The sequence below is a fragment of the Arthrobacter sp. TJ-240 genome (assembly GCF_058269195.1).
The window spans coordinates 325,179-351,873 of record NZ_JBZCNG010000003.1; the positions used below are offsets into that span (position 1 = coordinate 325,179).

A 26,695-nucleotide genomic window follows, 5' to 3' on the forward strand; every position below is an offset into this window, starting at 1 on the left:
ACCGGCGCTTCGGCGCCCGGCCCGTCCACGACCGACCCGTCCACATCCGGCCCTGTGACGACCGGCCCGGTGACGACCGGGCGCGGGGGCTGGCGGCGGATCCGCCCTGGTCGCCGCTCATCAGCCGAAGCTGAGCGCGGAGGTGATCAGGGACATCAGGAGCCCTCTGACCTCACCGCTCGACAGGACCGCGACGAGGAGCGCGGCGAACCCCACGGCGGCAAGCGTGGCGATCGCGTATTCGGCGGTCGCCATCCCGGCTTCCCGGTCGACCACCTCGTCCCCGCGGCGCCGGATCACCTGCTCGTTCGATCGTCTACGCCGCGCGTCCGCTCGGCGGGCGGACCGGCCGCCGCCGGGTCCACCCGTGGCGGGCATGGCGGGACTGGTCCTCCAGGTGACGTCCTCGGCCCTGACGGGTCGCGCCAGCAGGACGACCGACAGCGGCGACGGCACGGTGCACGCGGCCGGGTTGCCCGTGATCCTCCCGGCGCCTGGTGCCGTCCCTCCCCGCACCGGTCGGGGGTGCGCGTAGCCATGATCCGCCGCGCGGTCCGTGGCGTCCTTCGACGATGGGTCGATCGACGGACGAACGGCACCCTTGCTCCCGGCGTCGGTATCCCGGGATCCCGGATCCTCAACCTCCCTGTCGTGCGATCGCTGTGCCATGGCATCTCCTTCCATCGACGTGGAACCCGCTCCACGGGGCGTGAGCGACGGTCGTCGCAGGACCAACTCTGGGGGCGCCACCCGGGGTGCCGGGCGAGTGACGGGGCTAAGTGGATAAGCACTCGCTGCCTGGCGCGGCGGCCCTGTCAGAGGTCCGGCAGGAGGCCCAGCACGACGGGTACCACGCCCAGGCAGATGAACGCCGGCAGGGAACACAGACCGAGCGGCAGGACGAGCTGCACGCCAAGGGCAGCGGCCTTCCTGCCGATCTCGCGGTTGTGCCGTCGTCGTAGCTGGGCGGCGTGGGCACGCAGCAGCGCCGCTGACGGCGCTCCCGTGGAGGTGGCGAAACGGAGACCCTCGCGGATGTCCTCGACGCCTCGCCGCGGATCAGATCCGTGGCGGCGTCGGCGGCGCAGCGCGGGGCGTGTTGCGCCGGATGCCTGCGTAGCTGCCCCGACCCCGACATCCCAGGCCGCCTCCCACGATGCGCCCAGGAGTCGGGCCGCATGGACCCGGCCCAGGGGCGAGCCCACCCCGGCGTCGCACGCTTCGGCCATGACCAGGAGGGCGTTCTCGACCGAGGCCCCGGCCGACAGCAGGACCGCCAGCAGGTCGAGCACGAGCGGTACGTCCCGGATGCCCGGGGGCTCCGGCCGTCCCTCCACCGCCCGGGGTCGCGGCCGGGAGCGTCCCGACGGGGCGGACACCACGAGGGCTGCCGCGACGAGCAGGAGGGACACCGCCAGACCTGTCATCAGGGATCACCTCCGGCCCGACGGACGAGGGCGCGGGACCAGAGGCGCGACACGATCATGAGCAGGACGCCCGCGGCAAGGGCGAGCCGCCCGGGAAACGATCCCAGCAGTACCGCCAGGGGATTCAGGCCGAGGGCGAAGCCGAGGACCAACCCGACGGCCGGAAGCCACGCGAGCAGGAGCACGGTGGCCCGTGGCCCGGCCAGGGCGGTCTCGCGCGCCGACAGACCCTCGAGGTCGGCGTCGAGTTGCGCCGCGTATCTCTCGAAGATCCCGGCCAGGGGCGTCCCACTCCGTTCGGCGACGACGAGGCAGCCTGCCAGGTCCACCCACAGCCGATCGACCTGCGCCCGCTTCTGGCCTGTTCCGGGGCGGCCGTCGCCCGCCGTCGCCTGACGGAGGGCGTCGGGGACGCTCAGCCCCAGGTCGGCGGCCCGGCGGGCCGTTCCGAGCACAGGCAGGGCCGCCCTCGCGAACGTGCTCCGGCCGTCGGCGTAGATGCTCTCCATGTCCGCCCACAGGGAATGGGGCGGACGTCCCGCCCGAAGGAGCCCAGCCAGCTGATGGACGAACAGCGGAAGCTCGTGCGGGTCGACGGCGGCCTGCCGACCGCCGGACCGGGTCCTCGAGCCGCCCCGACCGGGCACCATCGGTGGAGGCCACGGGACGTCCTCGGCAGCCGGAGCGCGTCCCCGCACTGATGCCAAGCCCCCGGGCGGCACGGCCCGGGGCAGCGTCAGGATCATGCCTGCGCCCGCCAGCAGGAGAGCCACCGTCAGCCCCGTCACGGCGCAGGGGTTGCACGCCGCTGCCAGGACCCGGAGTCCGGCTCCGGTCCGGGCCAGTCGACGCGGTGTGCGAAGTCGTCCCAGCCGGCGGCGCGCCGGCAGTCCGTTCCGGAGTCGACGAGGACGGGCCGAACGATCAGACCGCCCGGATCGCCGCCTTCCAGGAGGTTGATGCTTTCCACTCGACGGCCCTGCCGGTCGCGGACGATATGGACCACGACGTCGACCGCACTGGCGGCCTGCAGCGCGAGGGCGTCCTGCGTCAGACCCGCGAGCGCCGCAAGCGCACTCAACCGCGCCGGCACCGCCTCCGCGGAGTTCGCGTGGATCGTCGCTCCCCCGCCGTCGTGCCCGGTGTTCATCGCCGCCAGCAGTTCACGCACCTCCGCCCCCCTGCACTCGCCGACCACGAGGCGGTCCGGCCGCATCCGCAGGGCCTGCCGGACGAGCTCGGTGAGGTCGAGCACTCCTGCGCCCTCGAGGTTGCCGTGGCGGGACTGGAGTCCCACCGTGTGCGGGTGCACGGGGTTCAGCTCGGCGGCGTCCTCGACCAGCACGACGCGCTCGCCGGGATCCGCCAGTCCGAGGAGGGCGGAGAGGAGCGTGGTCTTGCCCGTCCCCGTGGCACCGCTGACGAGGAAGTTGAGGCGGTGCCTCATCATCAGGGCGAGTGCGCCGGCCATCGTCACCGTCATGGTTCCGCTGGTGGTGAGCTCCGCGAGGGAGAACACCCGGGGGCGCCTGAGGCGGATGGACAGCAGGGTGCCCGTCGTGGAGATCGGTGGCAGGACGGCGTGGACCCTGACCCCGCCGAGGTGGACATCCACGGCGGGGCATCCGTCGTCGAGGCGGCGGCCTCCGGCCGCTACGAGGCGGACCGCCAGGGCGCGGACCTCCTCGTCCGTCGAGAAGACCCGGCCGATCCGCCGGAGCCCGACGTCGCCGTCGACCCAGACCTCGTCGGGGCCGTTCACGAGGATGTCCGTGACCGACTCCTCCGCAAGGAGGTACTCGAGCGGACCCAGCCCTTTCAGTTCGGCTCGCACCCGGTCGAGGGCCGAGAGCGTGCCCTCCGAACCGAGCAGCCGGCCACTGGAGCCGACCGCATCCGCGAATGCTGCGCCGGTCGGCCGGACGTCCCCCGCCAGGACTGCCCTGCGGACGGTGTCCACCATGGAAGCCGCCCGGGCAGCATCCGTCGGTGAGCTCCCGCCGCCGGCCCGTCCGCCTGCACCGGAACGGTGCGGAGGGTCGCCCAGTGCACGCAACTGGCGCCGCGTGGGCCCGTCCTGTCCGCTGCCGCCCCTCATCCCGCGCGCTCCAGCCCGGCACAGACGGAGTGGACGACGTTCCGTGCCCTCCGGGGGAGCTTGAAGCCGAGCATGCCGCCACCGGCCTCCGCCGTGGCGACTCCCCGGACGAAGGGAAGGTACGGCAACGGGCCGGGCCGTCCGGCCAGATCGGCCACGTGCCATGCGTCGAGCCCGTCGTGCACGGGGCCGCGCAGCACCACCGTGACGTGCACCGAGCCGTACTCCGGCAGGACGGCCTCCAGTGCCGCGATGCTGCGCGGACGTGAGGGCACCAGCAGCACGAGGTGGTCGCAGGCGGATACCAGGGAAGGGCCGGAAGGGATTTTTCCGCCGAGGTCCACCAGGCTCATGTCGAACGCGCCACGGGCAGCATCGAGCACCGCAGCCGCGGATTCCATCCCCTCACTCGTCTCACCCGCTTCGCCGGTGCCGGGACGGGCCGTGTGGGACAGCACCGAGAGGTTCCCGGCGGTCGGCAGGGCGGACTTCAGCTGCCCCGCGTTCAGGGTGCCCCGCAGCTCCCGGAGATCGTGCCAGCGCACGCCGGGGCGCTCCTCGAGCCCCAGGGCGAGGTCGAGCCCGCCGTGCGATGGCTGCCCATCCACCAGCAGCGTGGGCCGTCCCTGGCGGGCAAGGCGGCGCGCACACCAGAAGGCGAGCGTGCTGACGCCGCATCCGCCGGCCGTCCCGAGGAAGCCGACCACCGATCCGGCGGCCGCCGGGTTCAGGCACCGGCCCAGGTATTCGGCGAGCCAGCCGGAGCCGTGCGGCAGGATGACGACCCGGGACGACGCCAGGCTCACCGCGGCCGCCCAGACGCGTGACTCGTCATCCGGCGCGCCCACCACGATCACCTCCTCGTGCCCGGCCACCCCCTCCTGGGCCTGATCGGGCCCGACGAGCAGCACCGACGGATCCAGGGGCAGTGCGTCCGCGATTCCGTCCACGAAGGTCGGCGTGGCCCCGGCCGCCGCGCACGCCCGCGCCACCTGGTCCTGCACGTACTGGGAGCCGCCCGCGAGGACCACGCGTCCTCGCCGGGCCTCCGGTGTCCAGGTCTGCTGCCTCATCCACCAAGCCTCACCGCAGGGCCCGCGCCGCCGGCCCGCGGCGGCCGGTATGTGGACAACCATGGATTGCAGGAATGACACCGCCACCGCCGACAATATGGACATGTACATCGCCGTGGCACCGACGCCGTCGCATCAGGGCGGCAGCGGCAGCGTTTCGCTCCAGCGACTGGATCCGAGCGGCGTGCGGACGGGTGCTCCGCGAGTCGTGGAGCGAGGCGGCTTCCTGTCCGCCGTCGCCGAGGCCGAGGCCTCCCGCCCGCGCTGGGTCTGGGACCGCACGCGGCGCTGGTACCCCGAGCTGCTGGCAGCAGGGGTGACAGTGGACCGGTGCTGGGACGTGACGCTGACCCGTGCCCTCCTCGCTCATTCACCGGCGTGCCGCCCCTCCCCGTACATCGACTCCCTGCGGGCGACGGCACGGACGGACGACGGCACCGAACCCGCACGGGCCTCGCTGCCACCGCTTCCGCCCGCACCGAACCAGCAGTCGCTGTTCGACGAACCGCAGGCCACGGCGGGCCCGTTCCTCGACGACGTCGTCGACCAGTTCGGCCGGCAGCTCGCGGCCGTCACCGACGCCACGGAAGCGGCCCGCCTCAACCTGCTCGTCGCGGCCGAGTCGGCGGGAGCCCTGATCGCGGCCGAGATGGAGTTCTGGGGCCTCCCCTGGCGCCGGGACATCCACGAGGAGCTGCTCGAACGGAGCCTGGGCCCCCGGCCGGCGGAGGGCGCCCGGCCGAGGGAGCTGGAGCGGCTCGCCGGCGAGCTGCGGGCGGCCCTGGGGAACCCGGGGCTGAATCCGGACTCACCGCAGGAGGTCCTGCGTGCACTGCACCGGGCCGGGATCGAGGTGAAGACCACGCGGTCCTGGGAACTCGAGCGCCAGCAGCACCCGGCGATCGGTCCGCTCCTCGCCTACAAGAAACTCTCCCGGCTCCTGACCGCCAACGGCTGGACCTGGCTCGACACCTGGGTGCACGACGGCCGCTTCCGCCCGGAGTACGTGGTCGGCGGGGTCGTCTCCGGACGCTGGGCGTCGCGGGGCGGCGGAGCACTGCAGATCCCTCACCAGGTGCGCGACGCCGTGAGGCCGGACGAGGGCCATGTCTTCATCGTCGCCGACGCCGCGCAGCTCGAACCGCGGGTGCTGGCCGCCCTCGGGCAGGACTCGGCGCTCGCCGCCGCAGCACGCGGCCGCGACCTCTATCAGGGCATCGCCGACCAGGGCTTCGGCGGTGACCGCGCGAAGGCCAAGCTCGCGATGCTCGGCGCCATGTACGGCGCTACCAGCGGCGAGTCCGGCCGGCTGATGCCGCAGCTGACCCGCGCCTACCCGCGCGCCATCGGCGTGGTGGAGGCGGCAGCGCGGGCGGGCGAGGCGGGAGACGGCGTGGCGAGCCATCTCGGCCGCGGGTGCCCGCCCGCGTCCGAGGAATGGCGGGCCAGACAGCGCACCACGACGGCGGAGGAACAGCGCAGGGCGGACGGTGCCGCACGGGCGCGGGGCCGCTTCACGCGGAACTTCGTGGTGCAGGCCTCCGCCGCGGAGTGGGCCCTCTGCTGGCTCGCCGAGATCCGTCGTCGCCTCGCGGCGAGCACCATCCCGGAACCACGGAGCCGCATCGCGTTCTTCCTTCACGACGAGGTGGTGCTGCACGTCCCGACGGACCGGGCCGAGGAGGCGCGGATCGTCCTCGAGGAGGCCGCACGCGCTGCGACCCGCCTGATCTTCGGTGCCATCCCCATCGAGTTCTCCATCACGACGGTCACGGTCCCGTCCTACGCGGACGCGAAGTAGGCGCCGGTTCAGAGAGGTGCCAGGATCTCCTGCGACCGATCCCAGGGCATGGTCCAGCCGAGCCCGTCGAACACCGCGTCGAGGAGCAACGCCGTGAACCCCCAGATCACCGCGTCGGGGGTGATGAACGCGGGCGTCCGGCTCACGAAGCCGTTCCGCCGCACCACCGCCGTCCGACGATGCGCCGGGTCGAGGAGCATGGCCACCGGGCACCGGAAGACCGACTCCGACTCCGCCGCGTCCACCGCGTGCACGGGCGACTGCTCCGTCCACCAGGCGACGACCGGAGTGACCAGGAAGTTGCTGACCGGGAGGCCGACCTCCGGAAGCGTCCCCACGATGTCGACGCCGGCGGGATCCAGTCCCGTCTCCTCGTGCGCCTCGCGGAGGGCCGCCGCGCCCTCGTCGGCGTCGCCCGGGTCGATCGCGCCCCCGGGGAACGCCACCTGGCCGGGGTGGTTGGACAGGGAGGCGGCCCGCATCAGGAAGAGGATGTCCAGGTCGTCCCGGCCCGGACCGGTCGCAGCAGATGCGGACTCGACGCCGTCGCGGACGCCGAAGAGGACGAGCACCGCCGCCCGGCGGCTCCGGGCGGGATCCAGCGCGGCGAACTGCCAGCCGCCCGGACGGACCAGCGCCGACCCCGACGCGGCCTTCGCGCTCACCCACGCGGCCAGGTCGTCGTACACCGTGCCGACCGGAGGGCTAGGCACCCAGGCCGTGCCCGGCGTCTCGGAGCTCGGCGCGGGATCGTCCGGCGCGCATGAGCTCCAGCAGGTCCTCCCGACCCGGAGCGAGTTCGTACTTGAGCAGTTTCGCGGCCTTCATCGGGTCGGTCTCCCCCTCACCGAACGACGGGCACAGCGCGGCGACCGGGCATACGGCGCACGCCGGCTTCTTCGCGTGGCAGATCCGCCGCCCGTGGAACACCACGCGGTGGGACAGCATGGTCCAGTCCTTGCGGTCGAAGAGGGCCGCGACGTCCATCTCCACCTTCACCGGGTCCTCGGAAGTGGTCCACCGGAACCGGCGGGCGAGCCTCCCGAAGTGGGTGTCGACGGTGATGCCCGGGACCCCGAAGGCGTTCCCGAGGACCACGTTGGCGGTCTTGCGCCCGACCCCGGGCAGCGTGACGAGGTCCTCCAGGCGGGCGGGGACCTCTCCGTCGAACTCGTCGACGACGCGCCGGGACAGCGCGAGAAGGCTGTTGGCCTTGGCGCGATAGAAGCCTGTCGGCCGGATGATCTCCTGCAGTTCCGCCTCGTCGGCCTCGGAGAGGGAACGGGCGTCCGGGTAGCGTTCGAACAGCGCCGGCGTCGTCAGGTTGACCCTCACATCGGTCGTCTGCGCCGACAGGACGGTAGCTACGAGCAGCTCGAACGCGTTCCGGAAATCGAGTTCCGCCACCGCGTACGGGTAGGTCTCACCCAGGATCCTGTTGATCTTCCGCGCCCGGCGCTTGAGCGCGACCGGCGATTCCTCCTCGACCCCGGGCTTCCTGCCTGCCACGTGCGTGTCTCCTTCCAGCGGTACTTCTCGGACCAACTCGGGCAGTGGCAGGGGTGGCGCTCGGTCTCAGTCGCGGGGGGCGCGCTCGATGTTGCGCAGGTCGCGCAGGATGCCGACGGCACCCGTGCGCTTGTCCTGGACGAGGAACTCGCTGCCGCGGTCCTCGATGCCCACCTCCCAGTCGCCCGGCTGCAGCCGGAAGACCTCGCGGCCGGTCTGCTCGTCGTAGACCGGCCGCTGGGACCCGACGGCGAACCAGAACGCCTCGACGACGGGCTCCTCGTCCGTCGAACGGGTCGCCGTGATCGGTTCCTGGCGGGCCCGCTCCCCGGTGGAGGAGTCGGCCGGCGCGTAGGTCCGTGTCGTGTCGTCGCCGACGACGTCATGGACGCGCGTCTCCTCGGGCTGGACCGAGGCGGAGTAGGAATGGTCCGCCGTAGCGGGGCCGTCGGTCTCATCCGAGGTCTCACCCGAGGTCTCACCCGAGGAGTGGCCCACAGCGTGCGCGCCCACCTGGCCGTGCGCCGCCTGGTCAGGACGCCCGACGTCTCCTGCCGCGGTATCGGACGAGGCCGGGGCCGGGGTCGAGGGGCCGCGCTCGATGCCGGCCTGGCCGGCTGCGGCAGCGCCCGCGCCCACGGCCCCTGCACCGCCCGCACCGTACAGGCCCGCACCGTTCTGGCGGACACCGGCGGCAGCAGGATTGATGCCGGACGGGGTCGTCCGGCCCGCGCTGCCGGGAGCCGCCGCGGTGTCCACAGGAGTTGCCGGCTTGGCCGGCTTGGCCGGCTTCGGCGGACGGGGGCGGGCAGCGGTGATGGGGCGGGCCGCGGTGCGGGCGGGTACCTCGGGGCGGTCCGTGAAGTCGTCCTTGAGGACAGGCAGGAACGGGGCGACCACGCTCGCGGCCAGCATGCCGAGCGAACCGATCAGGGCTACGAGAGGGCCTACGTGGTACGCGGTGACGGTCTGCAGGAAGAAGAACGTCGCGGCGAGGACGGCGGTGACCGACGCGAACTGGTCGACCGACAACGACCCCACCCGCAGCCCGGAGCTGCCCAGCCGTCGTGCGGCGAGCAGTGCCAGCGCGATGACGGGCAACAGGATGCCGATACCGATGAAGAAGAGCGACGCACTGCTCCAGAAGTTGGTGTAGAGCACGTCCCCGCCGATGAAGGGCAGCAGCGTGCCGATGAAGACGAGCGCGACGCCTCCCCCGAAGATCAGCTCCCGCAGGGTGAACGGTCCCGCGACCGCCTTGCTCGGACCCGTCGGGGCATCCGTCGTCGAGGTGCCGGACGCTGAGGTCCCGGAAGTCCCGGCGAGCGACGTGCCGGAGCCCGCAGTGCCGGTGACCGACGTCCCGGCGCTCGGCATGCCGGCTCCCGCCGTCGAATCCTGGACGGGCGCAGCGTCGCTGTGCCCGGAGCCGGGCCGTGATCCCGCCGATGAGACGCCGGTGGCGCGCTTCCCCTCGGATGCTTCCGTCATGGTGTACTCCCGTTCGTAGCGCTCATCGCCCGCAGCCCTCGGCCGCCGGTCGTGGATACCTTCTTCCACCCTAGCCACCGGCCCGCGCCTTCTCCACCGACGAGGGGCGGTGAGCGGGCACCGCTCACCGCACAATCGCCCCAGCTCGGCTAGGCCCTGTGACGCTGGACACACAGGACTCGAAGGACTCGGTAATGTTCCCTTGAAGCGCCTCGCAGCGCGCACACGAGCACGCCAGCACGCGGACAAGCACACAGGCGCGCGGCCGCCCGACCGGGCACCGGGCGTCCCGTCTGCCGCCGCACACCATACGATCACGTCACAAAGGGGTAGAACATGAGCGCCGATCGCCAAGGCGACGCCTTCGAGAACCTGCTGCACGAGGAGCGCCGCTTCCCGCCGAGCGAGGAGTTCGCTGCGAACGCCGTCGCGCAGCCGTCCCTCTACGACGAGGCACGCGAACAGGGCACGGAGTTCTGGGCCCGGCAGGCCCGGGAGCTGCTCACCTGGGACCAGGACTTCACGGAGACCCTCGACTGGTCGGACGCGCCGTTCGCCAAGTGGTTCGTCGGCGGGACGGTCAACGCCGCCTACAACGCCCTCGACCGCCACGTCGAGGCCGGTCTCGGCGACCGCGTGGCGATCCACTTCGAGGGCGAGCCCGGCGACACCCGCACCATCACCTACGCGGAGCTCACCCGGGAGGTCAAGCGGGCAGCCAACGCGTTCGAGTCCCTGGGCGTCCGGAAGGGCGACCGGGTGGCCGTGTACCTGCCGATGATCCCCGAGGCCGTGGTCACGATGCTCGCCTGCGCCCGCATCGGGGCCGTGCACTCCGTGGTCTTCGGTGGCTTCTCCGCGGACGCGCTGCGCAGCCGCATCGACGACGCGGAAGCGAAGCTCGTCGTCACCTCCGACGGCACGTTCCGTCGGGGCAAGCCGAGCGCCCTCAAGCCCGCCGTCGACGGCGCCCTCGAGCGGGAGGGCCATACGGTCACGAACGTCGTCGTGGTCCGCCGCAACAACGAGCCGGTCGAATGGACCGAGGGCCGCGACCTCTGGTGGCACGACACCGTGGACACCGCCCCGGACGAGCACACGGCCGTCGCGCACGACGCCGAGCACCCCCTCTTCATCCTCTACACCTCGGGGACCACCGGAAAGCCGAAGGGCATCCTGCACACCACGGGCGGCTACCTCACGCAGACCGCGTTCACGCACAAGAACACCTTCGACCTGCGCCCGGAGACGGACGTGTTCTGGTGCACCGCGGACATCGGTTGGGTCACCGGGCACAGCTACGTCGCATACGCGCCGCTGGTGAACGGCGCCACGCAGCTGATGTACGAGGGGACGCCGGACACCCCCCACCAGGGCCGCTGGTGGGAACTCATCGAGAAGTACAGGGTGTCCATCCTGTACACGGCGCCGACGGCCATCCGCACGTTCATGAAGTGGGGCCGCGACATCCCGAAGAAGTACGACCTGTCCTCGATCCGCGTCCTCGGGTCCGTCGGAGAGCCCATCAACCCCGAGGCGTGGATGTGGTACCGCGAGGTCATCGGCGGCGGCAAGGCCCCGATCGTCGACACGTGGTGGCAGACGGAGACAGGCGCGCACATGATCGCCCCCATGCCGGGGGTCATCGCGACCAAGCCCGGCTCGGCGCAGGTGGCGGTCCCGGGGATCGCTATCGACGTCGTCGACGAGATGGGTGAGTCGGTGCCGGACGGTTCCGGCGGCTACCTCGTCATCCGCGAGCCGTGGCCCTCCATGCTGCGCGGGATCTGGGGTGACCCGCAGCGGTTCAAGGACACCTACTGGTCTCGTTTCGACGCGATGTACTTCGCGGGCGACGGCGCCAAGAAGGACAGCGACGGCGACATCTGGCTCCTGGGCAGGGTGGACGACGTCATGAACATCTCGGGCCACCGCCTCTCGACCACCGAGATCGAGTCGGCCCTGGTGAGCCACCCGTCGGTGGCCGAGGCCGCCGTCGTCGGGGCGAGCGACGAGACGACCGGCGAAGCCGTGGTCGCCTTCGTGATCCTCCGCGGATCGGCGAAGGACGACGACGACATCGTCACGACGCTGCGGAACCACGTGGCGAAGGAGATCGGCCCCATCGCCAAGCCGCGGAACATCCTGGTGGTCCCGGAACTGCCGAAGACGCGCAGCGGGAAGATCATGCGCCGCCTGCTGAAGGACGTCGCCGAGGGCCGTGAGGTCGGTGACGCCACGACGCTGTCCGATCCGACGATCATGCAGCAGATCGCGGTCTCCCTCCGGAAGTAGCCGGATACGCGAAAGGCCCCCGCCTGCGCGGGGGCCTTTCGCGCGTCAGCTAGGGATCAGCCGATCGTGGCGTCGACCGTGACCTCGATGTTGCCGCGCGTCGCATTGGAGTACGGGCATACCTGGTGGGCCTGCGCGACGAGCGCATCGGCCGTCTCCTGGTCCACCCCGCCGATCTCGGCGTGGAGGGCGACCGCGAGCTGGAACGCGCCGCCCTCCACCGGGTTGATGCTGACCTCGGCGGTGACCGCGGTGTCGCTGATCTTCGCCTTGCTGCGGCTCGCGACGAGCTTCAGGGCGCTGTGGAAGCAGGCGGAGTAGCCGAGGGCGAAGAGCTGCTCGGGGTTCGTGGCCCCACCGGTGCCCCCCATCTCCCTGGGGACCGCGAGGTCGACGACGAGCTGTCCGTCGTCGGTGTGCGCCTTGCCGTTGCGTCCGTCGCCCGTCGCCGTGGCCACTGCCGTGTAGAGAGCACTCATGCGTGTCAGACCTTCCTTCGGGGTGCCCGGTCGGCGACCCGCTTCCTAGTAGACTAACTAGTCACTCTACAGCGGCATAATCCACAGGTGCCGTGCGACGATCAGGAGCATGATGGACACCTCCCTGCCGGTCCGCGAGCGACTCCTCGCCTCCGCGACCCGATTGTTCGACGAGAACAGCATCCGCTCGGTCAGTGCGGACAAGGTCATCGCCGACGCAGGCACCACCAAGGTCACGTTCTACCGGCACTTCCGGTCGAAGGACCAGCTCGTGGTGGCGTACCTCGACGCCCAGCTCGAACAGCTGCAGACCGCCGTCGATGCCGAGCGGGGCGCCGGCCGGGAGGCGTGTGCCGTGCTGCTCCGCCTGGCCGCGGCCAACGGGAGCGCCGCGTGCCGGCCGGGCTTCCGCGGCTGCACCTTCATCAACGCCGCTGCCGAGTACCCGGCGGACGGCAATGTGGTCCGCGCCGCGGTCGGGCGGTACCGCGCCTGGCTGCACGGCGTGGTCGTCGGGCTGCTGGAGGAGCTGGGCGTGGACCGGCCCGAGGTCGTGGCGGACCAGCTCATCATGCTGCGCGACGGTGCGATGGTGCACGGGTTCATGGGTGATCCGGGCGCCGTCACCGGGCAGCTCGTGACCGCCGGACGGGCCATCGTCGCCGCGCACCTCGGCTCGCCCCTGCCCGCCTGACGGCGGACCCGTTCCCGGCGGGTGCCCCCCCGTCCGACGCCCGCCCGGATCATGCCGCAAGCGCGCCAGGATGATGCCGCAAGGACGGATGATGTGACGTTCGTCCTGAAACGTGGCCCGCATGCCGGGGCGGGAGGACAATCTTCACCGTGTCCACTACCGTCCAGCAGCCCCCCGTCACGAATCCACGCATGGCCCGCCGCGTCGCCGGAGCCTCCTTCGTCGGAACGGCCCTCGAGTCCTATGACTTCTACGTGTTCGGCACCGCAGCCGCGCTCGTGTTCAACGTCGTCTTCTTCACCGACCAGGATCCGCTGGCCGGGACCCTCTCGGCCTTCCTCGTGTTCGCCATGGGGTTCGTCGCCCGCCCGCTCGGCGCCATCCTCTTCGGCCACCTCGGGGACCGGATCGGCCGCAAGCGGACCCTGATCTGGACCATCACCCTCATGGGCCTCGCGACGGGGACCGTGGGCCTGCTGCCCGACTACAACACCATCGGCATCTGGGCGCCCATCATCCTCACCGCGCTGCGCTTCCTGCAGGGACTCTCCCTGGGCGGCGAGTGGGGCGGCTCCATCCTCATCGCGACCGAGCACGCCGAACCCCGCAAGCGGGCGCTGTACGCGTCCATCCCCCAGCTCGGCTCCCCCGTGGGCACCATGCTGATCTCGGCCATCTTCCTGGTGCTCGCCGTCGTGGCCCCCGACGTCATGACCACCTGGGGCTGGCGCATCCCGTTCCTGCTCGCGTTCCCGTTCCTCGCCGTCGCGATCTACCTGCGCCTCGCGATCGACGAGACGCCCGTGTTCAAGCAGGCGAGCGAGGGACACCAGCTGCCCCGTATCCCCTTCCTCGAGGTCCTGAAGTCCCAGCCGGTCGCGATCGTCGTCGCCATCGCCTCCGCAGTCCTCGGCATCGGCTCCTACTTCCTCATGGTCACCTACACCCAGGCGTACGGCACCGAGACGCTCGGCCTCTCCCAGGCCACGGTGCTCAACGCCGCCCTCGTCGGGTCGATCCTCCAACTCGGCACCATCCCGGCGTTCGGCTACCTCGCGATGCGCATCGGCTCCGCGAAGGTCGTCGCGGGCGGGGCCCTCGGGACGGCGCTGATCGCCTTCCCGCTGTACTGGGTCATCAGCATCGCGACCGAACCGATGTACATCGCCGCGATCATCCTCGGCGGGATCCTGCCCACGGCGAGCTGGGCAGCCCTCGGCGGCCTCATGGCGGACATCTTCAAGCCGGCGACGGCGTTCACAGCCCTCTCGTTCGCCTACAGCATCGCCGCGATCGTCGCCGGATTCGCGCCGTCGATCACGCAGCGCTTCGGTATCGCGACGGACGGCGCGTGGTGGCACCCCGGCGTCGTCCTCGCCGCCATGAGCCTCGTGACGGTGGCCGGCGCCCTCGGAGCGGTGCGCCTGCGGGCACGGCTCGCCGATCCGGTACCCGCCGGCACCCGTGCGGCATAGTGGGGGCATGACGCAGCGCACGCCCAGCATCCTCGTGATCAACGGCCCGAACCTGAACCTGCTCGGTACCCGTGAACCGGCCGTGTACGGCACGGCCACGCTCGACGACGTCGTGCACCTGGCCGACGACGCCGCGCAGCAGCGCGGGTGCACCACGACGGCGGTGCAGTCCAACCACGAGGGCGAGCTCATCGACGCGATCCACGCGGCGCGGGACACCGCGGACGGGATCGTCATCAACGCCGGAGCCTTCACGCACACGTCGATCGCCATCCGCGACGCCCTGGCCGGTATCGGCCTGCCCGTCGTCGAGGTGCACATCAGCAACGTGCACCGGCGTGAGGAGTTCCGCCACCACTCCTACATCTCGGGGGTGGCCGACGCCGTGATCGTCGGGGCGGGCATCGACGGCTACCGGCTCGCCGTCGACCACCTCGCCGGCCGGATCACCGCGGATGGCGGTGCCGCCACGCCGAGGGACGCCGACACCGGCAGCAACGCCGGCACCGGCGCGGCATCGTTCCCGAAAAGTTAGCGCCGCCCATCGCCGGGCGGAGGGCTTCGGACTCTCCCATAGGGCACCATGGTGCTATGACGGACATCACTCCTGCCGGTAGCGCGGTCGCCCAGCCCGAGAACCCCGACGCACCCCTGCTCGAGGTGCGGAACCTGGCGGTGACCTTCCGGACCACCCACGGCGAGGTCCACGCGGTCGAGGACGCGAGTTTCAGCCTGAAGCGCGGCAGCGCCCTGGCGATCGTGGGCGAGTCGGGTTCGGGCAAGTCGACGACGGCGATGGCCTGCATCGGCCTGCTGCCGGGCAACGGGCGAGTGACCTCGGGCAGCATCCTGTTCGAGGGCCAGGATCTCGCGACCCTGCCCGAGGCGAAGATGCGCGCCATCCGTGGCCGTGCGATCGGCCTCGTGCCGCAGGACCCGATGTCCAACCTGAATCCTGTGACGAAGATCGGCACGCAGGTCGCCGAGACGCTCCTGGTCCACGGCATGGCCACCAAGAAGAACGTCAAGCAGCGCGTCATCGAGGTCCTGACCGCCGCCGGGCTGCCCGACGCCGGCGAGCGCGCCAAGCAGTACCCGCACGAGTTCTCCGGCGGCATGCGGCAGCGGGCCCTCATCGCGATCGGCCTCGCATGCCAGCCGCGGCTCCTCATCGCCGACGAGCCGACGTCGGCCCTCGACGTCACGGTGCAGCGCACCATCCTCGACCAGATCGAATCGATGACGGAGCAGCTCGGTACGTCGGTGCTCCTCATCACGCACGACCTCGGCCTCGCCGCCGAGCGCGCCTCGCAACTCGTGGTCATGCACCGCGGGCGTGTGGTCGAGACCGGGCCGGCCGAGCAGCTGCTCAACGATCCGCAGCACCCCTACACGCAGTCGCTCGTGCGCGCGGCTCCCAGTGTCGCCGCGGTGCGCCTGCGGCCCGGTGCGTTCACGGCGGATGCCGCGTCGCGCCTGAAACTGGCCGAGGCGGTGTTCGCGGAACACGAAGCGGAACACGACGCCGGCCACGCGCCATCGGGCGCCCACGCCGCGACATCGTCGTCGGACCGGCCGACCGGGGCGGCAGAGGCGGCAGAGGCGGCAGGGGCCAACCCAACGTCCGCGACCTCCGGGGTCACGGGCAGGGCGGCCCACGGGGCTCCCCCGAACATCGTCGAGATCCGCGACCTCACGAAGATCTACAAGCGGCGCGGCAGCAAGGAGGACTTCTACGCGGCGAAGAACGTGACGCTCGACGTCCCGCGCGGGCAGACCGTGGCGATCGTCGGCGAGTCCGGCTCGGGCAAGACCACCACGGCGCGCATGCTGCTGAAGCTCATCGAGCCGACGTCGGGCACCATGACGTTCGACGGGATGGACGTGGCCACGCTCGACAAGGCGCAGCTCTCCGACTTCCGCCAGCGTGTGCAGCCGATCTTCCAGGACCCGTACTCGTCCCTGAATCCCATGTTCACGATCGAGCGCATCGTCGAGGAACCGCTCAATGCCTACCACCGTGGCTCGAAGAAGGAGCGCGCGGCGCGGGTCCGTGAGCTGATGGACCAGGTCTCCCTTCCGCAGAACACCCTGCGGCGCTACCCGGCCGAGCTCTCGGGCGGGCAGCGGCAGCGCGTCGCGATCGCACGGGCGCTCGCCCTGCAGCCCGAACTGATCGTGTGCGACGAGCCCGTTTCCGCGCTCGACGTGCTGGTGCAGGCGCAGATCCTCAAGCTCCTCGGCGACCTGCAGTCCGAGCTGGGCCTGAGCTACCTGTTCATTTCCCATGACCTCGCCGTGGTGCGCCTCATCTCGGACTACGTGTGCGTGATGAAGGACGGCGAACTCGTGGAGGCCGCGAGCTCCGAAGAGGTCTTCCAGAACCCGCGGCACCCGTACACACGCCGGCTGCTCGCCTCCATCCCGGGCAACGAGCTGAACATCGACGGGGAGCTCGCGTCCTGAGCGGGGCGGGACCGCGCCCCTGCTGTCCCCTGGGCGAGGCAGCCCCTACTGTGGTCTGATCCACCGGACAGCGGGAGGCACGATGAGCGAGCAGCACAGCACGGGCAGTACAGGCAGCACGGGTACAGCAGGCGGCATGATGACGGCGGACGGGGAGTCGGACGCCTGGCCGCAGCTGCGCGTCGCGGACTGGCAGGACACGCAGGCAACCCTGCACATGTGGCTGCAGGTGGTCGGCAAGATCCGCATGGCGCACGCCCCGCTGGTCAACCACTGGTGGCAGGTTCCGCTGTACGTGACGCCACGGGGGCTCGGCACGTCCGCGATCCCGTACCGCGCGGGCATGTTCGACCTCGAGGTCGACGTCGTCGCGCATCGCCTGCTCGTCCGTAGCAGTTCCGGCGAGGACCGCAGCGTGCCCCTCGAACCGCAGTCCGTCGCCCGGTTCCACGAGCGGACCATGGCGGCGCTGTCGGACCTGGGGATCGAGGCGCCCATCCGGCCCGTCCCCACGGAGGTCGAGCCCGCCGTCCCGTTCGCCGAGGACCATCACCACGCATCCTACGATCCCGGGGCGGTGACGGCGTTCTGGCGGCAGCTCGTCCAGGCCGAGCGCGTGCTCACCCGGTTCCGCGCCGAGTTCCTCGGCAAGGTGAGCCCCGTGCACTTCTTCTGGGGTGCCATGGACCTCGCCTGCACGCGCTTCTCGGGCCGACCCGCACCCCTGCACCCCGGTGGCGCTCCGAACTGCGCCGACTGGGTCATGCAGGAGGGCTACTCGCACGAGCTCTCCAGCTGCGGGTTCTGGCCCGGCGGCGGCGAGGAGGGCGCCTTCTACTCCTACGCGTACCCGGAGCCTGAGGGCTACCGCGACGCTGTGACCGGCGTCGTGGGCGCCTTCTACAGCGACGAGTTCCGCCAGTTCCTCCTGCCCTACGAGGCCGTACGCACCGCGGCGGATCCTGACGCCACCCTGCTCGAGTTCCTGCGCGCCACCTATCGCGCCGCGGCGACCACGGGCTCCTGGGACCCAGGCCTGCTGATCGATCCGCACCGCCTCGACCGGCACGCGCGGTAGGCGCAGTAGGCGGGTCCGCCCCAGGAGCCCCATGTGCCGGTGATAGTGCGGTCGGTGATCATGCGGTCGGTGATCATGCGGTCCGGGGAAGGCCCCGGACACGACAGCGGCCACCACCGTCGAGGGGTGATGGCCGCCGTCGTGCGCGGGTCCTGCGGCGGGACTACTTCCGCCGTGTCTTCGGGTCGAGCGCCTCGCGCAGCGATTCACCCAGCAGCGTGAAACCGAGCGCCGTGATGGCGATGCATGCACCGGGCAGGAAGGCGAGCTGCGGTGCGACCGCGAGCTCCGCCTGCGCGTAGGTGAGCATGCGCCCCCACTCCGCGGCCTGGGGCAGCCCGCCGCCGAGACCGAGGAAGGACAGGGCTGCGGCGTCGATGACCGCGGTGGCGAGCGTCAGGGTGGCCTGCACGATCACGGGTCCCATGCTGTTCGGCAGCAGGTGGCTCATGGTGATCGTCCGGCGGCTGAGCCCGAGCGTCTGTGCCGCCAGGATGTAGTCGGCACCGCGCTGGGACAGCATCGTGGAGCGCAGGAGCCTCGCGAAGATGGGGATCTGGGACACACCGATGGCGATCATGATGGCGTAGGAACTCTGCCCGAGCACCGCGGCGATGCTGACGGCGAGGAGCAGGTTCGGGACGGACAGCAGGATGTCGACGAAACGCATGATGACGTTGTCCACCCAGCCGCCGAGGCCGCCGGCCAGGATGCCGAGCAGCATGCCGCCCGCGAGGCCGAGCGCCGTCGAGACGACGCCGATCAGGAGCGAGGCCTGGGCGCCCCAGATCAGCTTGCTCAGGACATCCCCGCCGAAGCGGTCGAGCCCGAGGGGGAAGCCCTCGATCTCCCCGGGGCCCGGGATGGTGGTGGGGGTGATGAAGGTACGGCCCGGTAGGTCATTGCCGCCGTACGGCGCGATGATCGGGGCGAGGACGGCCACGAGCAGGAACAGGCCGATGATGACGGCGCCCACGACCGCCTGCGGGTTCCGGCGGAGGCGGAGGAACGCGTCCTTCCACAGACCGGTCCCTCCCCCGGTGTCGACCGCGGGGTCGGTGGGGGCCGCTGAACCGCCGGCGGCGGGAGGCAGGATGGCACTCATTGCACACGCACCCTCGGGTCGATGACGGAGTAGGACAGGTCGACGATCAGGTTGATCAGCGCGTAGAGGATCGCGATGAAGATGATGAAGCCCTGCAGCACGGGGTAGTCCAGCCCGAAGATGGCGTCGCGCAGGAACCGGCCGATGCCGTTGAACGCGAACACCGTCTCGGTGAGCACCGCCCCCGAGATGAGCAGGCCGAGCTGCAGGCCGATCGTCGTGACGACGGGGAGCATGGCGTTGCGCAGGATGAAGCTGCCGCGGATGCTGCGCTCCATCAGGCCCTTCGCCCGCGCCGTGCGGACGTAGTCGGCGTTCTGCACCTCGAGGACCGAGGCGCGGGTGATCCGCACGATGATCGCGAGCGGGATGGTGCCGAGCGCCAGGCCGGGGAGGATCAGGTGCAGGAAGGCGTCCCAGGCGGCGTCGTACTCGCCGGTCAGCAGTCCGTCCAGCACGTAGAACTGGGTGTAGTGGGTGGCGTCGATGCGGGGGCTCTGCCGGCCGTCGGGTGGCAGGAGGGACCACTGGATGGCGAACAGGTACTTGAGGATGAAGGCCAGGAAGAACACCGGGATGGTGATCCCGACGAGGCTCAGCACCACGGAGCTGTGGTCCAGGAACCGGCCGTAGTGGCGCGCGGCGAGGTAGCCGAGCGGGATGCCGACGCCGATCGCGAAGATGAGGGCGACGACGGTGAGTTCGATCGTCGCGGGGAACCGGGTGGCGAACTCCTCGAGCACCGGGCGGCCCGTGTTGATGGAGACGCCGAAGTCGCCCTGCAGCAGCTTGCCCATGTAGGTCAGGTACTGGGTGATGAGCGGGCGGTCGAAGCCGTAGAGCTCGTTCACCCGGGCGATGGCCTCGGGTGTGGCCTTCTCGCCGAGGAGGGCCGTGGCCGGGCCGCCGGGGAGGTTGCGCACCCACAGGAACAGCAGGATGGACAGGCCGAACAGGGTGGGGATGAGCAGGGCTATCCGTTTACCGATGACGCGTAACACTGGAGGTCCTTCCGGGTTGACCGGCGGCAGCCGGGCAGGGGTAGCACACGCACGGGCCGGCCACCGTGATCAGTGGCCGGCCCGTGCTGCGGGTCGCTGCTACTCGCTCAGCTCGATGTCGGTGAAGACCTCGTCGTTGACGGGGCTCGCCGGGTAGGAGGTGACGCGGGGCGCGAATGCCAGCGACGGAGCGGGGTGGGCGAGCGGGATGGCCGGGTTGAACTCGGCGATCTGCTCGTTGATCTCCTTGTAGAGCTCCGTCTGCTGCTCGCGGTCGCTGATCCCGCGGGCCTCGTCGAGGGCCGCGAACAGCTCGGGGTTGTCGAAGCCGAATTCCAGCTTCTCCTGGCCGAAGAACACGCCGATGAAGTTGTCGGTGTCGTTGTAGTCGCCGGTCCAGCCGAGCAGGTGCAGGCCGTGGTCCGGGGTGCCCTGGACCTGGTTCAGGTAGTCGGGCGACCAGGCGGCGGGGGCCGGCGTCACCGTGATGCCCACCTCGTCGAGCTGCGCCTGCAGGTTGGTGAAGACCTGCTCTGGCGTCGGCATGTACGGGCGGGAGACGTTCGTCGGGTAGTTGAACGTGACCTCGAAGCCGTCGGGGTAGCCCGCCTCGGCGAGCAGTTCCTTCGCACGCTCGGGGTCGTAGTCGTAGGTGGTGACGTCCTCGTTGTAGCCGTCGACGACCTCGGGGATGAACTGCGTGGCGACCTCCGTGCCCTCGGGCAGGGTCTGGGCCACGAGGGCGTCCTTGTCGATCGCGTGGGCGATGGCTTCGCGGACCTTCGGGTCCTTGAGTTCGGGGATGGCCTGGTTCATGCCCAGGTAGAGGATGGTGAACGGGTCGCGCGGCGTGATGTTGTAGCCGGCGTCCTTCAGCGACTGGGTGTCCGCGGGTGCCACGAGGTCGTAGCCGTCGATGTCGCCCGCCTCGAGGGCCTGGCGGCGTGCCTGCGGATCGTCGATGATGCGGAAGATCGTCTTGGTGATCTGGCCCTTGTCGCCCCAGTAGTCGTCGTAGATGGACAGTTCGAGCTGCTGGCCGACGTTCCAGGCGTCGAACTTGAACGGGCCGGTGCCGACGGGGTGGCCGAGCGCGTACTCGCTGAGCGAGGGGGCTTCGGCGGTGCCGCCGATCTCGTCGGCCGCGAACTCCTCGAGTGCGGTGGGGCTCTGCATGGCGAAGGCGGGCAGCGACAGCGCGGCGATGAACCCGGCGAACGGCTTGGCGAGGTTGATGGTGACTTCGTTGTCGCCATTGGCCTCGCAGGACTCGTAGACGGCCTTGTCGGGACTGTCGGCGAAGCCGCGGAACAGGGAGCCGTAGTAGTAGGAGGTCGTCTCGGCCTGCTGGATGCCCGTCCAGTTGTACCAGCGGTCGAAGTTGAAGCAGACGGCTTCCGCGTCGAACGGCGTGCCGTCGTGGAAGGTGACACCCTCCTTGAGCTGGAAGACGGTGGACAGGCCGTCCTCGGCGGTCTCCCAGGACTCGGCGAGCAGCGGGGCGGGGTCGGCGGTGCCGGGCTCCACGCCCACGAGCCCCTCGAAGACCTGGCGGCTGACCCGGAAGGACTCACCGTCGCTGGCGAACGCGGGGTCCAGCGACTTCGGGTCGGAGGAAGCGGCGAAGACGAAGGTGGAGTCGACGGCGGCGTCGCCCTCCGCCCCGGTGCTCTCCTCGCGCTGGCTCTGCACGCAGCCGGTGAGGAGGAGCGCTGCGATGGAGAATCCTGCTGTGAGCGCCGCGCGTTTCCTCGCGAAACCTGCGCCGTGCACGGATGTGCCTGGGTTGGACATGTAGTACTCCTGGTGGACGAGTGTTTCCTACCGGATGGACCGGTAGCCATGGGGACCACGACGGCGAATGCGCTGATCCGTGTGACGAGCCTAACTTCCGGGCAGCCCGCCAGCAGTATTTTGGCGGCATCAGTGGTTACGATTTGGCATCGCGGGCGCTACGGCCGACGCCGGTAACGCCCCGGAAACCGCTGCGAAACCGGAGGACCCATGAGCGGGACGGAAACGGCAACATCGGTACGCTACCGGCGCTTCGCGGAGGTCGATGCCCGCGGCTACTCGCCCCTGTACGACGAGTGGTGCATGGGCGTCAGCGAGGACGACGAGATCCTCGCCCTCCTCGACACCCTCCCCCCGGCACGCAGGCAGCCCGTGCTCTTCCTCGGGGCGGTGCGCTTCGTGGGGGTCCCCCTGGAGGGCTACAGCGTCTTCCGGGAGTTCGTCGTCGAGCGCTGGGCGGATATCCGCTCCGTCATGGAGACCCGGACCACCCAGACCAACGAGGCCGGACGCTGCGCCGTCCTGCTGCCGAGCCTCGCGGCGATCAGCGCGGAGGAGGGACGGCCGCTGGCCCTGATCGAGGTCGGGGCGTCGGCGGGTGCCTGCCTCTACCCGGACCGGTACGCGTATTCCTACTCGCCCGGCCCGTTCCTCGAGCCCGACGGCGGTTCACCCGTCCCTCCGCTCGCCTGCTCCGTGGCTGGGGACGTGCCCCTGCCCTCGACGCTGCCCACCGTTGCCTGGCGCGCGGGCATCGACCTGAACCCGCTCGACGCCCGCGACGACGACGACGTCCGCTGGCTCGAGGCGCTCGTCTGGCCCGGGCACGTGTTCCGCGCGGAGCGACTGCGGGCCGCGCTCGGCGTCGTCCGGCAGGATCCCCCGCTGCTCGTCCGCGGCGACCTGAACGAGCAGATCGCCCCGCTCGTCCGGCGCGCGCCGGACGACGCCGTCGTCGTCGTGTTCCACAGTGCGGTCCTCGCCTACCTGGACGCCGCCGGCCGGCGCAGGTTCCGCGACACCATGACGGGGCTCACGGCCGACCGGGACCGCCCCGTGCACTGGCTCTCCCACGAGGGCCACGGAGTCCTCGACGGCGTACCCGGTGCGATGGAGAAGGTGCCGGGCGAGCAGGACGGGAGGTTCGTGCTGCAGCACAACGGACGGTCGGTGGCGCGCACCGGGCCGCACGGCCAGTCCATCGAATGGCTCTAGCGGAACCTCCGCCGCCTAGCCACGCGTGCACTGTCCCGCCGAGACGGCGTCGGCAAGCTGCGGAGCGCTCTCGGCGATGGGCCGCAACTCCTCGAGGGACAGCGCGTAGCCCACCGGTGCGTCCGCCGTCGACTTCGCGAAGACCATGCCCGTCACGCGGCCCTGCAGGTCGAGCAGCGGCCCGCCGGAGTTCCCCTGCTGCACGTTCGCGGCGAGGCTGTAGACCTGGAGCGGCTGCGGGTCGGCGCCGTAGATGTTGTTGACCAGGACGGGCGAGAGTCCCTGGATGCTCGCGGGCTGGATCCGGTACGGACCGCCCGCGGGGTAGCCGGCGAACGCCGCCGTCGTCCCCTGCTCGAGTTCGCCGCCGAGCGGAAGCGGTGCGGCGGCCAGCTCGTCGACGGCGATCACCGCGATGTCGCGGGCCGTATCGAGCTGCACCACGCGGCCCGGCAGCGCACCGCCCCCGGGGACCTCGACCACGGGCTCGTCCACCCCGGCGACGACGTGCGCGTTCGTGATCACCCGGCCCGGCGCGACGACAAATCCCGACCCCGTCTGGTTCTGGCCGCACTGGAACGCCGTGCCGGTGATGCGGACCACCGAGGCGGCCGCCGCGCCGAGCTCGGGGGTGTCCACCGACGCGTCGGGTACCACCGCCGGCGTCGCGGGCCCCACGCTCTCGAGGATGGTCGGGATCCCGTCGTCGACCGCGATGGTGCGCAGCTGCGCCATCCAGGTGCGCACCGGGCCCGGGGTGGCCGTGTCGATCCCCTGGATCACCCGCGAGGCCGCCAGCGGCTGTGAGAGGAAGGGCACGCCCAGGGTGCCGACGCTGAACGCGAGCATCGACAGCACGAGGGCGGCGACGACGACGTTGACGACGCCGCCGAGGAGACGGTCCACGATGCGCAGGGGCGGGAAGTCCGACCAGCGCCGGATGGAGGCGCCGAGCGCCGACCCGACGGCCTGGCCGACGATGATCAGCACCACGACCGTGCCGATGACCGCGATGAGGCGCCACGGGTTGTCGGGCACCCAGGCGCTGACGAGCGGGATCGCGAAGAACGCCGCGACCGCCCCGCCGACGAACCCGGCGATGCCGCCGAGGGTCACCAGGAAACCGTTGCGGATCCCGGCCACGAGATAGGCAAGGAGGACCACCACCAGCACGACGTCGAGGAGCGTGAACTCCGCGAGGCTGAATTCGGGCACGTACGTTCTCCTGGCTCTGGACGGCGGGAGGATCGCGCACCTCCGGACACTGCGAGAGATTCTAGCCGCGCAGCATGGGAAGAAGCATGGCAGCGGGTGTGGACAGGCCCCGAGGAGCCCGGAAGACCGGGCCTCGGGACGTGTATCAGTCGTCACAGGCGCTCCGGTACGGCAAGATGGTCAGCAGAAGACAGCGGGGACCGCCGCGGAACGACGCAATTCATCAGGAGATTTCATGGACATCGAGGTACTGCGCCGAGCGCCCCTCTTCGCATCACTGGGAGACGACGTCTTCGCGGCGCTCACGGACGAGCTGATCGAGGTCGACCTCCCCCGTGGTTCGTCGGTCTTCCGTGAGGGCGACCAGGGCGACCAGCTGTACTTCATCGTCTCCGGCAAGATCAAGCTCGGGCGCACCGCGCAGGACGGGCGCGAGAACCTGCTCGCGATCCTCGGCCCCGGCGAGCTGTTCGGCGAGATGGCGCTGTTCGATCCCAGCCCGCGCACCGCGACGGCGACCGCCGTGTCCGAGACGCGCCTCGCGGGCCTGAAGAACGAGGACCTGCGGACGCTGCTCGAGACGCGCCCCGAGGTGTCGGCCCAGCTCCTGCAGGCGCTCGCCCGCCGCCTCCGCCGCACCAACGAGTCCCTCGCGGACCTCGTGTTCTCCGACGTCCCGGGGCGCGTGGCGAAGGCCCTGCTCGACCTCGCCGACCGCTTCGGCCGCCCCGCGACGGACGGCATCCTCGTGGCGCACGAACTGACGCAGGAGGAACTGGCCCAGCTCGTCGGGGCATCCCGCGAAACCGTCAACAAGGCGCTCGCCGAGTTCGTGCAGCGCGGCTGGCTCCGCCTCGAGGCGCGCGCCGTCGTCATCCTCGACATTCAGCGCCTGCGCCAGCGCAGCCGCTGACCCTGCCCCGCCCCGCTTGACGGAAGGCACCCGCCCTGCGGCGGGTGCCTTCCGTCATTCCGGGTGCGCAGCCATCGGTGGGTGCGCGACGTCTCGACCCACCACGGCCATCGGGCTGTCGATCCGAAGGCGGGCCGCTCCGGAAGCGGGACGACGGCGTCAGCGCCCCCGCTGCATCGACCCGCCCTCGGTGAGCTTCGGGCATTCGACCTGCAGCACGAGGTCGCCGTCGTGCTCCGCGAGCTGCGGGTGGTACAGCTTCACCGGGCGCTTGTGCGACAGGTAGGCGATGCACCCGCGGGAGGAGCCAATCTTCTCGAGGATGATCTCGACGGCGGGCACGGCCAGCTCGCTCAGGGTGCGGCCCACCGTGTTGGGCTGGCCCACCTGGTCGCCGAGCCTCGTGGTGTCGCGGTCCGCGATCTCCTGGGCTGCCCAGCGCCACTGCCCCCAGACGCCCTTGCTCGCAAGGATTCTCGGCTCCTGGTTCACGGGCTGCGCGGCCGCGAAGTAGTGCGTGTCGAAACGGCGGTGCGCGAAGTCGGGCGTCAACCAGTGCGAGAGCGGCTTGATGAGGTCGGTCCGGACGCCGAGCCCACGACGGTCGAGGATGTCCGTGAAGCGGCACTCGCCCTCGTTGATCGCCTCGCGCGCCTTCATCCACTCCTTGGCCTGCGTGCCCTCCACCAGCGAGGACGCGTCGGGGCCGGCGAGCAGCACCCCGGTCTCCTCGAACAGTTCGCGGATGGCGCACAGCACGTGCCGGCGGGCAACGCGGTGGTCCTCGACGCCGAGGGCCTTCGCCCACATCGCCGGCGTGGGACCGAACCAGCGCAGGTCGTCGTCGTCGGACTCCTCGATGCTCCCGCCGGGGAACCCGAGCACACCGAGCGGCGAGTTGCCCCGCCGGTAGGAGAGGTAGGTCTCCGTGCCGATCGCGCTGTCGCGCAGGAGGACCACCGACGACGCCGGCCGGGCCTTCAGGGGTGTGCGCTCCCCGTGGTCGATCCAGCTCTGCGCCGCCGTGCGCTGGTCCGGCGCGACGGGGAAGAGTCGGGTGCTGAGCCGGTCCACGGTCTAGACGAACTCCGCGATGACCTCGACCTCGACGGGCGAGTCGAGGGGGAGGACGGCCACGCCGACGGCGGAACGCGCATGGACGCCGGCCTCTCCGAAGGCGGCGCCGAGCAGGTCGGAGGCGCCGTTGACGACGCCGGGCTGGCCGGTGAACGAGGGATCGGACGCGACGAAGCCGACGACCTTCACGATCCGCGTGACGCGGTCGAGGTCACCGATCTGGCTCTTGATCGCCGCCAGCGCGTTCACGGCGCAGGTGGCGGCGAGGGACTGCGCCGTCGCGGCGTCGACACCGCCGTCGGCGCCGACCTTGCCCGAAGCTGTGAGTTTGCCCTCAATAAACGGGAGCTGGCCCGAGGTGTACACGTGGTTGCCGCTGATGACGGCGGGAACATATGCCGCGACGGGCGGAGCCACGTCGGGAAGGGTGATGCCGAGGTCCGCGAGGCGCGCCTCGACGGCGGAAACCGCCGTATTTCCAGCAGGCAC

Annotated in this window: 24 protein-coding genes; 9 read left to right on the forward strand and 15 right to left on the reverse strand. The window is 71.0% G+C overall.

Annotated features, from left to right (window positions below):
* Positions 1-120: 120 nt before the first annotated feature.
* The 5 genes from AC4D2C_RS09825 to ssd all read right to left on the reverse strand — a co-directional run bounded on the left by AC4D2C_RS09825 (position 121) and on the right by ssd (position 4,598).
* A complete protein-coding gene (locus tag AC4D2C_RS09825; protein WP_490914464.1) occupies positions 121-669 on the reverse strand; it encodes a DUF4244 domain-containing protein in 549 nt (182 codons plus the stop codon).
* Positions 670-815: 146 nt separating this feature from the next.
* On the reverse strand, positions 816-1,427 hold the full coding sequence (locus tag AC4D2C_RS09830) for a type II secretion system F family protein (protein ID WP_490914466.1): 612 nt from the start codon (positions 1,425-1,427) through the stop codon (positions 816-818).
* Entirely contained in the window at positions 1,427-2,215 is a 789-nt protein-coding gene (locus AC4D2C_RS09835) for a type II secretion system F family protein (RefSeq protein ID WP_490914468.1), read from the reverse strand. The genes AC4D2C_RS09830 and AC4D2C_RS09835 overlap by 1 nt, the downstream gene beginning before the upstream one ends.
* Positions 2,212-3,525 (reverse strand): TadA family conjugal transfer-associated ATPase, encoded by a 1,314-nt coding sequence (locus AC4D2C_RS09840; RefSeq protein ID WP_490914470.1) that lies wholly within the window; start codon positions 3,523-3,525, stop codon positions 2,212-2,214. The genes AC4D2C_RS09835 and AC4D2C_RS09840 overlap by 4 nt, the downstream gene beginning before the upstream one ends.
* Positions 3,522-4,598, reverse strand: coding sequence for a septum site-determining protein Ssd (gene ssd, locus AC4D2C_RS09845; protein WP_490914471.1), 1,077 nt, complete (start codon positions 4,596-4,598; stop codon positions 3,522-3,524). The genes AC4D2C_RS09840 and ssd overlap by 4 nt, the downstream gene beginning before the upstream one ends.
* A 103-nt stretch (positions 4,599-4,701) precedes the next feature.
* Here ssd and AC4D2C_RS09850 point away from each other — a divergent pair, with 103 nt between their 5' ends.
* Entirely contained in the window at positions 4,702-6,399 is a 1,698-nt protein-coding gene (locus AC4D2C_RS09850; RefSeq protein ID WP_490914810.1) for a bifunctional 3'-5' exonuclease/DNA polymerase, read from the forward strand.
* Positions 6,400-6,407: 8 nt separating this feature from the next.
* On the opposite strand, the gene AC4D2C_RS09855 is transcribed toward AC4D2C_RS09850, so the two are convergent.
* From AC4D2C_RS09855 to AC4D2C_RS09865, 3 genes are all read right to left on the reverse strand, one after another.
* Positions 6,408-7,112 carry an NUDIX hydrolase gene (locus tag AC4D2C_RS09855; RefSeq protein ID WP_490914472.1) on the reverse strand — a complete coding sequence of 235 codons (705 nt, stop codon included), beginning with the start codon at positions 7,110-7,112 and terminating at the stop codon, positions 6,408-6,410.
* Complete coding sequence (gene nth, locus AC4D2C_RS09860) at positions 7,105-7,908, reverse strand: endonuclease III (RefSeq protein WP_490914473.1); 804 nt, start codon at positions 7,906-7,908, stop codon at positions 7,105-7,107. Before nth ends, AC4D2C_RS09855 begins: the two co-directional genes overlap by 8 nt.
* Positions 7,909-7,974: 66 nt before the next feature.
* Positions 7,975-9,477 (reverse strand): hypothetical protein, encoded by a 1,503-nt coding sequence (locus AC4D2C_RS09865; RefSeq protein ID WP_490914475.1) that lies wholly within the window; start codon positions 9,475-9,477, stop codon positions 7,975-7,977.
* A 258-nt stretch (positions 9,478-9,735) separates the two neighbouring features.
* On the opposite strand from AC4D2C_RS09865, the gene acs reads away from it, so the two are divergent.
* Entirely contained in the window at positions 9,736-11,694 is a 1,959-nt protein-coding gene (gene acs / locus AC4D2C_RS09870) for an acetate--CoA ligase (RefSeq protein ID WP_490914477.1), read from the forward strand.
* A gap of 56 nt (positions 11,695-11,750) precedes the next feature.
* Here the strand turns inward: acs and AC4D2C_RS09875 are convergent, their stop codons facing one another.
* Entirely contained in the window at positions 11,751-12,173 is a 423-nt protein-coding gene (locus AC4D2C_RS09875; protein WP_490906815.1) for an organic hydroperoxide resistance protein, read from the reverse strand.
* 112 nt (positions 12,174-12,285) lie between these two features.
* On the opposite strand from AC4D2C_RS09875, the gene AC4D2C_RS09880 reads away from it, so the two are divergent.
* The 5 genes from AC4D2C_RS09880 (at position 12,286) to AC4D2C_RS09900 (ending at position 17,886) form a co-directional block, all read left to right on the forward strand.
* Positions 12,286-12,867, forward strand: coding sequence for a TetR/AcrR family transcriptional regulator (locus tag AC4D2C_RS09880; protein ID WP_490914479.1), 582 nt, complete (start codon positions 12,286-12,288; stop codon positions 12,865-12,867).
* A gap of 149 nt (positions 12,868-13,016) precedes the next feature.
* Positions 13,017-14,342: an MFS transporter gene (locus tag AC4D2C_RS09885; protein WP_490914481.1), complete on the forward strand. Its 1,326-nt coding sequence runs from the start codon at positions 13,017-13,019 to the stop codon at positions 14,340-14,342.
* 7 nt (positions 14,343-14,349) lie between these two features.
* A complete protein-coding gene (gene aroQ / locus AC4D2C_RS09890) occupies positions 14,350-14,877 on the forward strand; it encodes a type II 3-dehydroquinate dehydratase (protein ID WP_490914483.1) in 528 nt (175 codons plus the stop codon).
* Positions 14,878-14,933: 56 nt separating this feature from the next.
* On the forward strand, positions 14,934-16,808 hold the full coding sequence (locus AC4D2C_RS09895; RefSeq protein ID WP_490914484.1) for a dipeptide ABC transporter ATP-binding protein: 1,875 nt from the start codon (positions 14,934-14,936) through the stop codon (positions 16,806-16,808).
* A gap of 82 nt (positions 16,809-16,890) precedes the next feature.
* Positions 16,891-17,886 (forward strand): DUF5996 family protein, encoded by a 996-nt coding sequence (locus tag AC4D2C_RS09900; protein WP_490914486.1) that lies wholly within the window; start codon positions 16,891-16,893, stop codon positions 17,884-17,886.
* Positions 17,887-18,049: 163 nt separating this feature from the next.
* On the opposite strand, the gene AC4D2C_RS09905 is transcribed toward AC4D2C_RS09900, so the two are convergent.
* The 3 genes from AC4D2C_RS09905 to AC4D2C_RS09915 all read right to left on the reverse strand — a co-directional run bounded on the left by AC4D2C_RS09905 (position 18,050) and on the right by AC4D2C_RS09915 (position 21,786).
* Positions 18,050-18,991 carry an ABC transporter permease gene (locus AC4D2C_RS09905; protein ID WP_490914488.1) on the reverse strand — a complete coding sequence of 314 codons (942 nt, stop codon included), beginning with the start codon at positions 18,989-18,991 and terminating at the stop codon, positions 18,050-18,052.
* On the reverse strand, positions 18,988-19,992 hold the full coding sequence (locus AC4D2C_RS09910; protein ID WP_490914489.1) for an ABC transporter permease: 1,005 nt from the start codon (positions 19,990-19,992) through the stop codon (positions 18,988-18,990). Before AC4D2C_RS09910 ends, AC4D2C_RS09905 begins: the two co-directional genes overlap by 4 nt.
* A gap of 99 nt (positions 19,993-20,091) precedes the next feature.
* On the reverse strand, positions 20,092-21,786 hold the full coding sequence (locus AC4D2C_RS09915) for an ABC transporter substrate-binding protein (protein ID WP_490914491.1): 1,695 nt from the start codon (positions 21,784-21,786) through the stop codon (positions 20,092-20,094).
* A 210-nt stretch (positions 21,787-21,996) separates the two neighbouring features.
* Here AC4D2C_RS09915 and AC4D2C_RS09920 point away from each other — a divergent pair, with 210 nt between their 5' ends.
* Entirely contained in the window at positions 21,997-23,001 is a 1,005-nt protein-coding gene (locus tag AC4D2C_RS09920; protein WP_490914492.1) for a DUF2332 domain-containing protein, read from the forward strand.
* A 15-nt stretch (positions 23,002-23,016) separates the two neighbouring features.
* Here AC4D2C_RS09920 and AC4D2C_RS09925 read toward each other — a convergent pair whose 3' ends face one another.
* A complete protein-coding gene (locus tag AC4D2C_RS09925) occupies positions 23,017-24,216 on the reverse strand; it encodes a MarP family serine protease (protein WP_490914494.1) in 1,200 nt (399 codons plus the stop codon).
* Positions 24,217-24,451: 235 nt separating this feature from the next.
* On the opposite strand from AC4D2C_RS09925, the gene AC4D2C_RS09930 reads away from it, so the two are divergent.
* A complete protein-coding gene (locus AC4D2C_RS09930; protein WP_104050098.1) occupies positions 24,452-25,129 on the forward strand; it encodes a Crp/Fnr family transcriptional regulator in 678 nt (225 codons plus the stop codon).
* A gap of 159 nt (positions 25,130-25,288) precedes the next feature.
* On the opposite strand, the gene AC4D2C_RS09935 is transcribed toward AC4D2C_RS09930, so the two are convergent.
* The gene (locus tag AC4D2C_RS09935; RefSeq protein ID WP_490914495.1) at positions 25,289-26,203 is read right to left on the reverse strand and encodes an NUDIX hydrolase; all 915 of its coding nucleotides are present in this window, start codon (positions 26,201-26,203) and stop codon (positions 25,289-25,291) included.
* A gap of 3 nt (positions 26,204-26,206) precedes the next feature.
* Positions 26,207-26,695 (reverse strand): RidA family protein, encoded by a 489-nt coding sequence (locus tag AC4D2C_RS09940; protein ID WP_490914497.1) that lies wholly within the window; start codon positions 26,693-26,695, stop codon positions 26,207-26,209.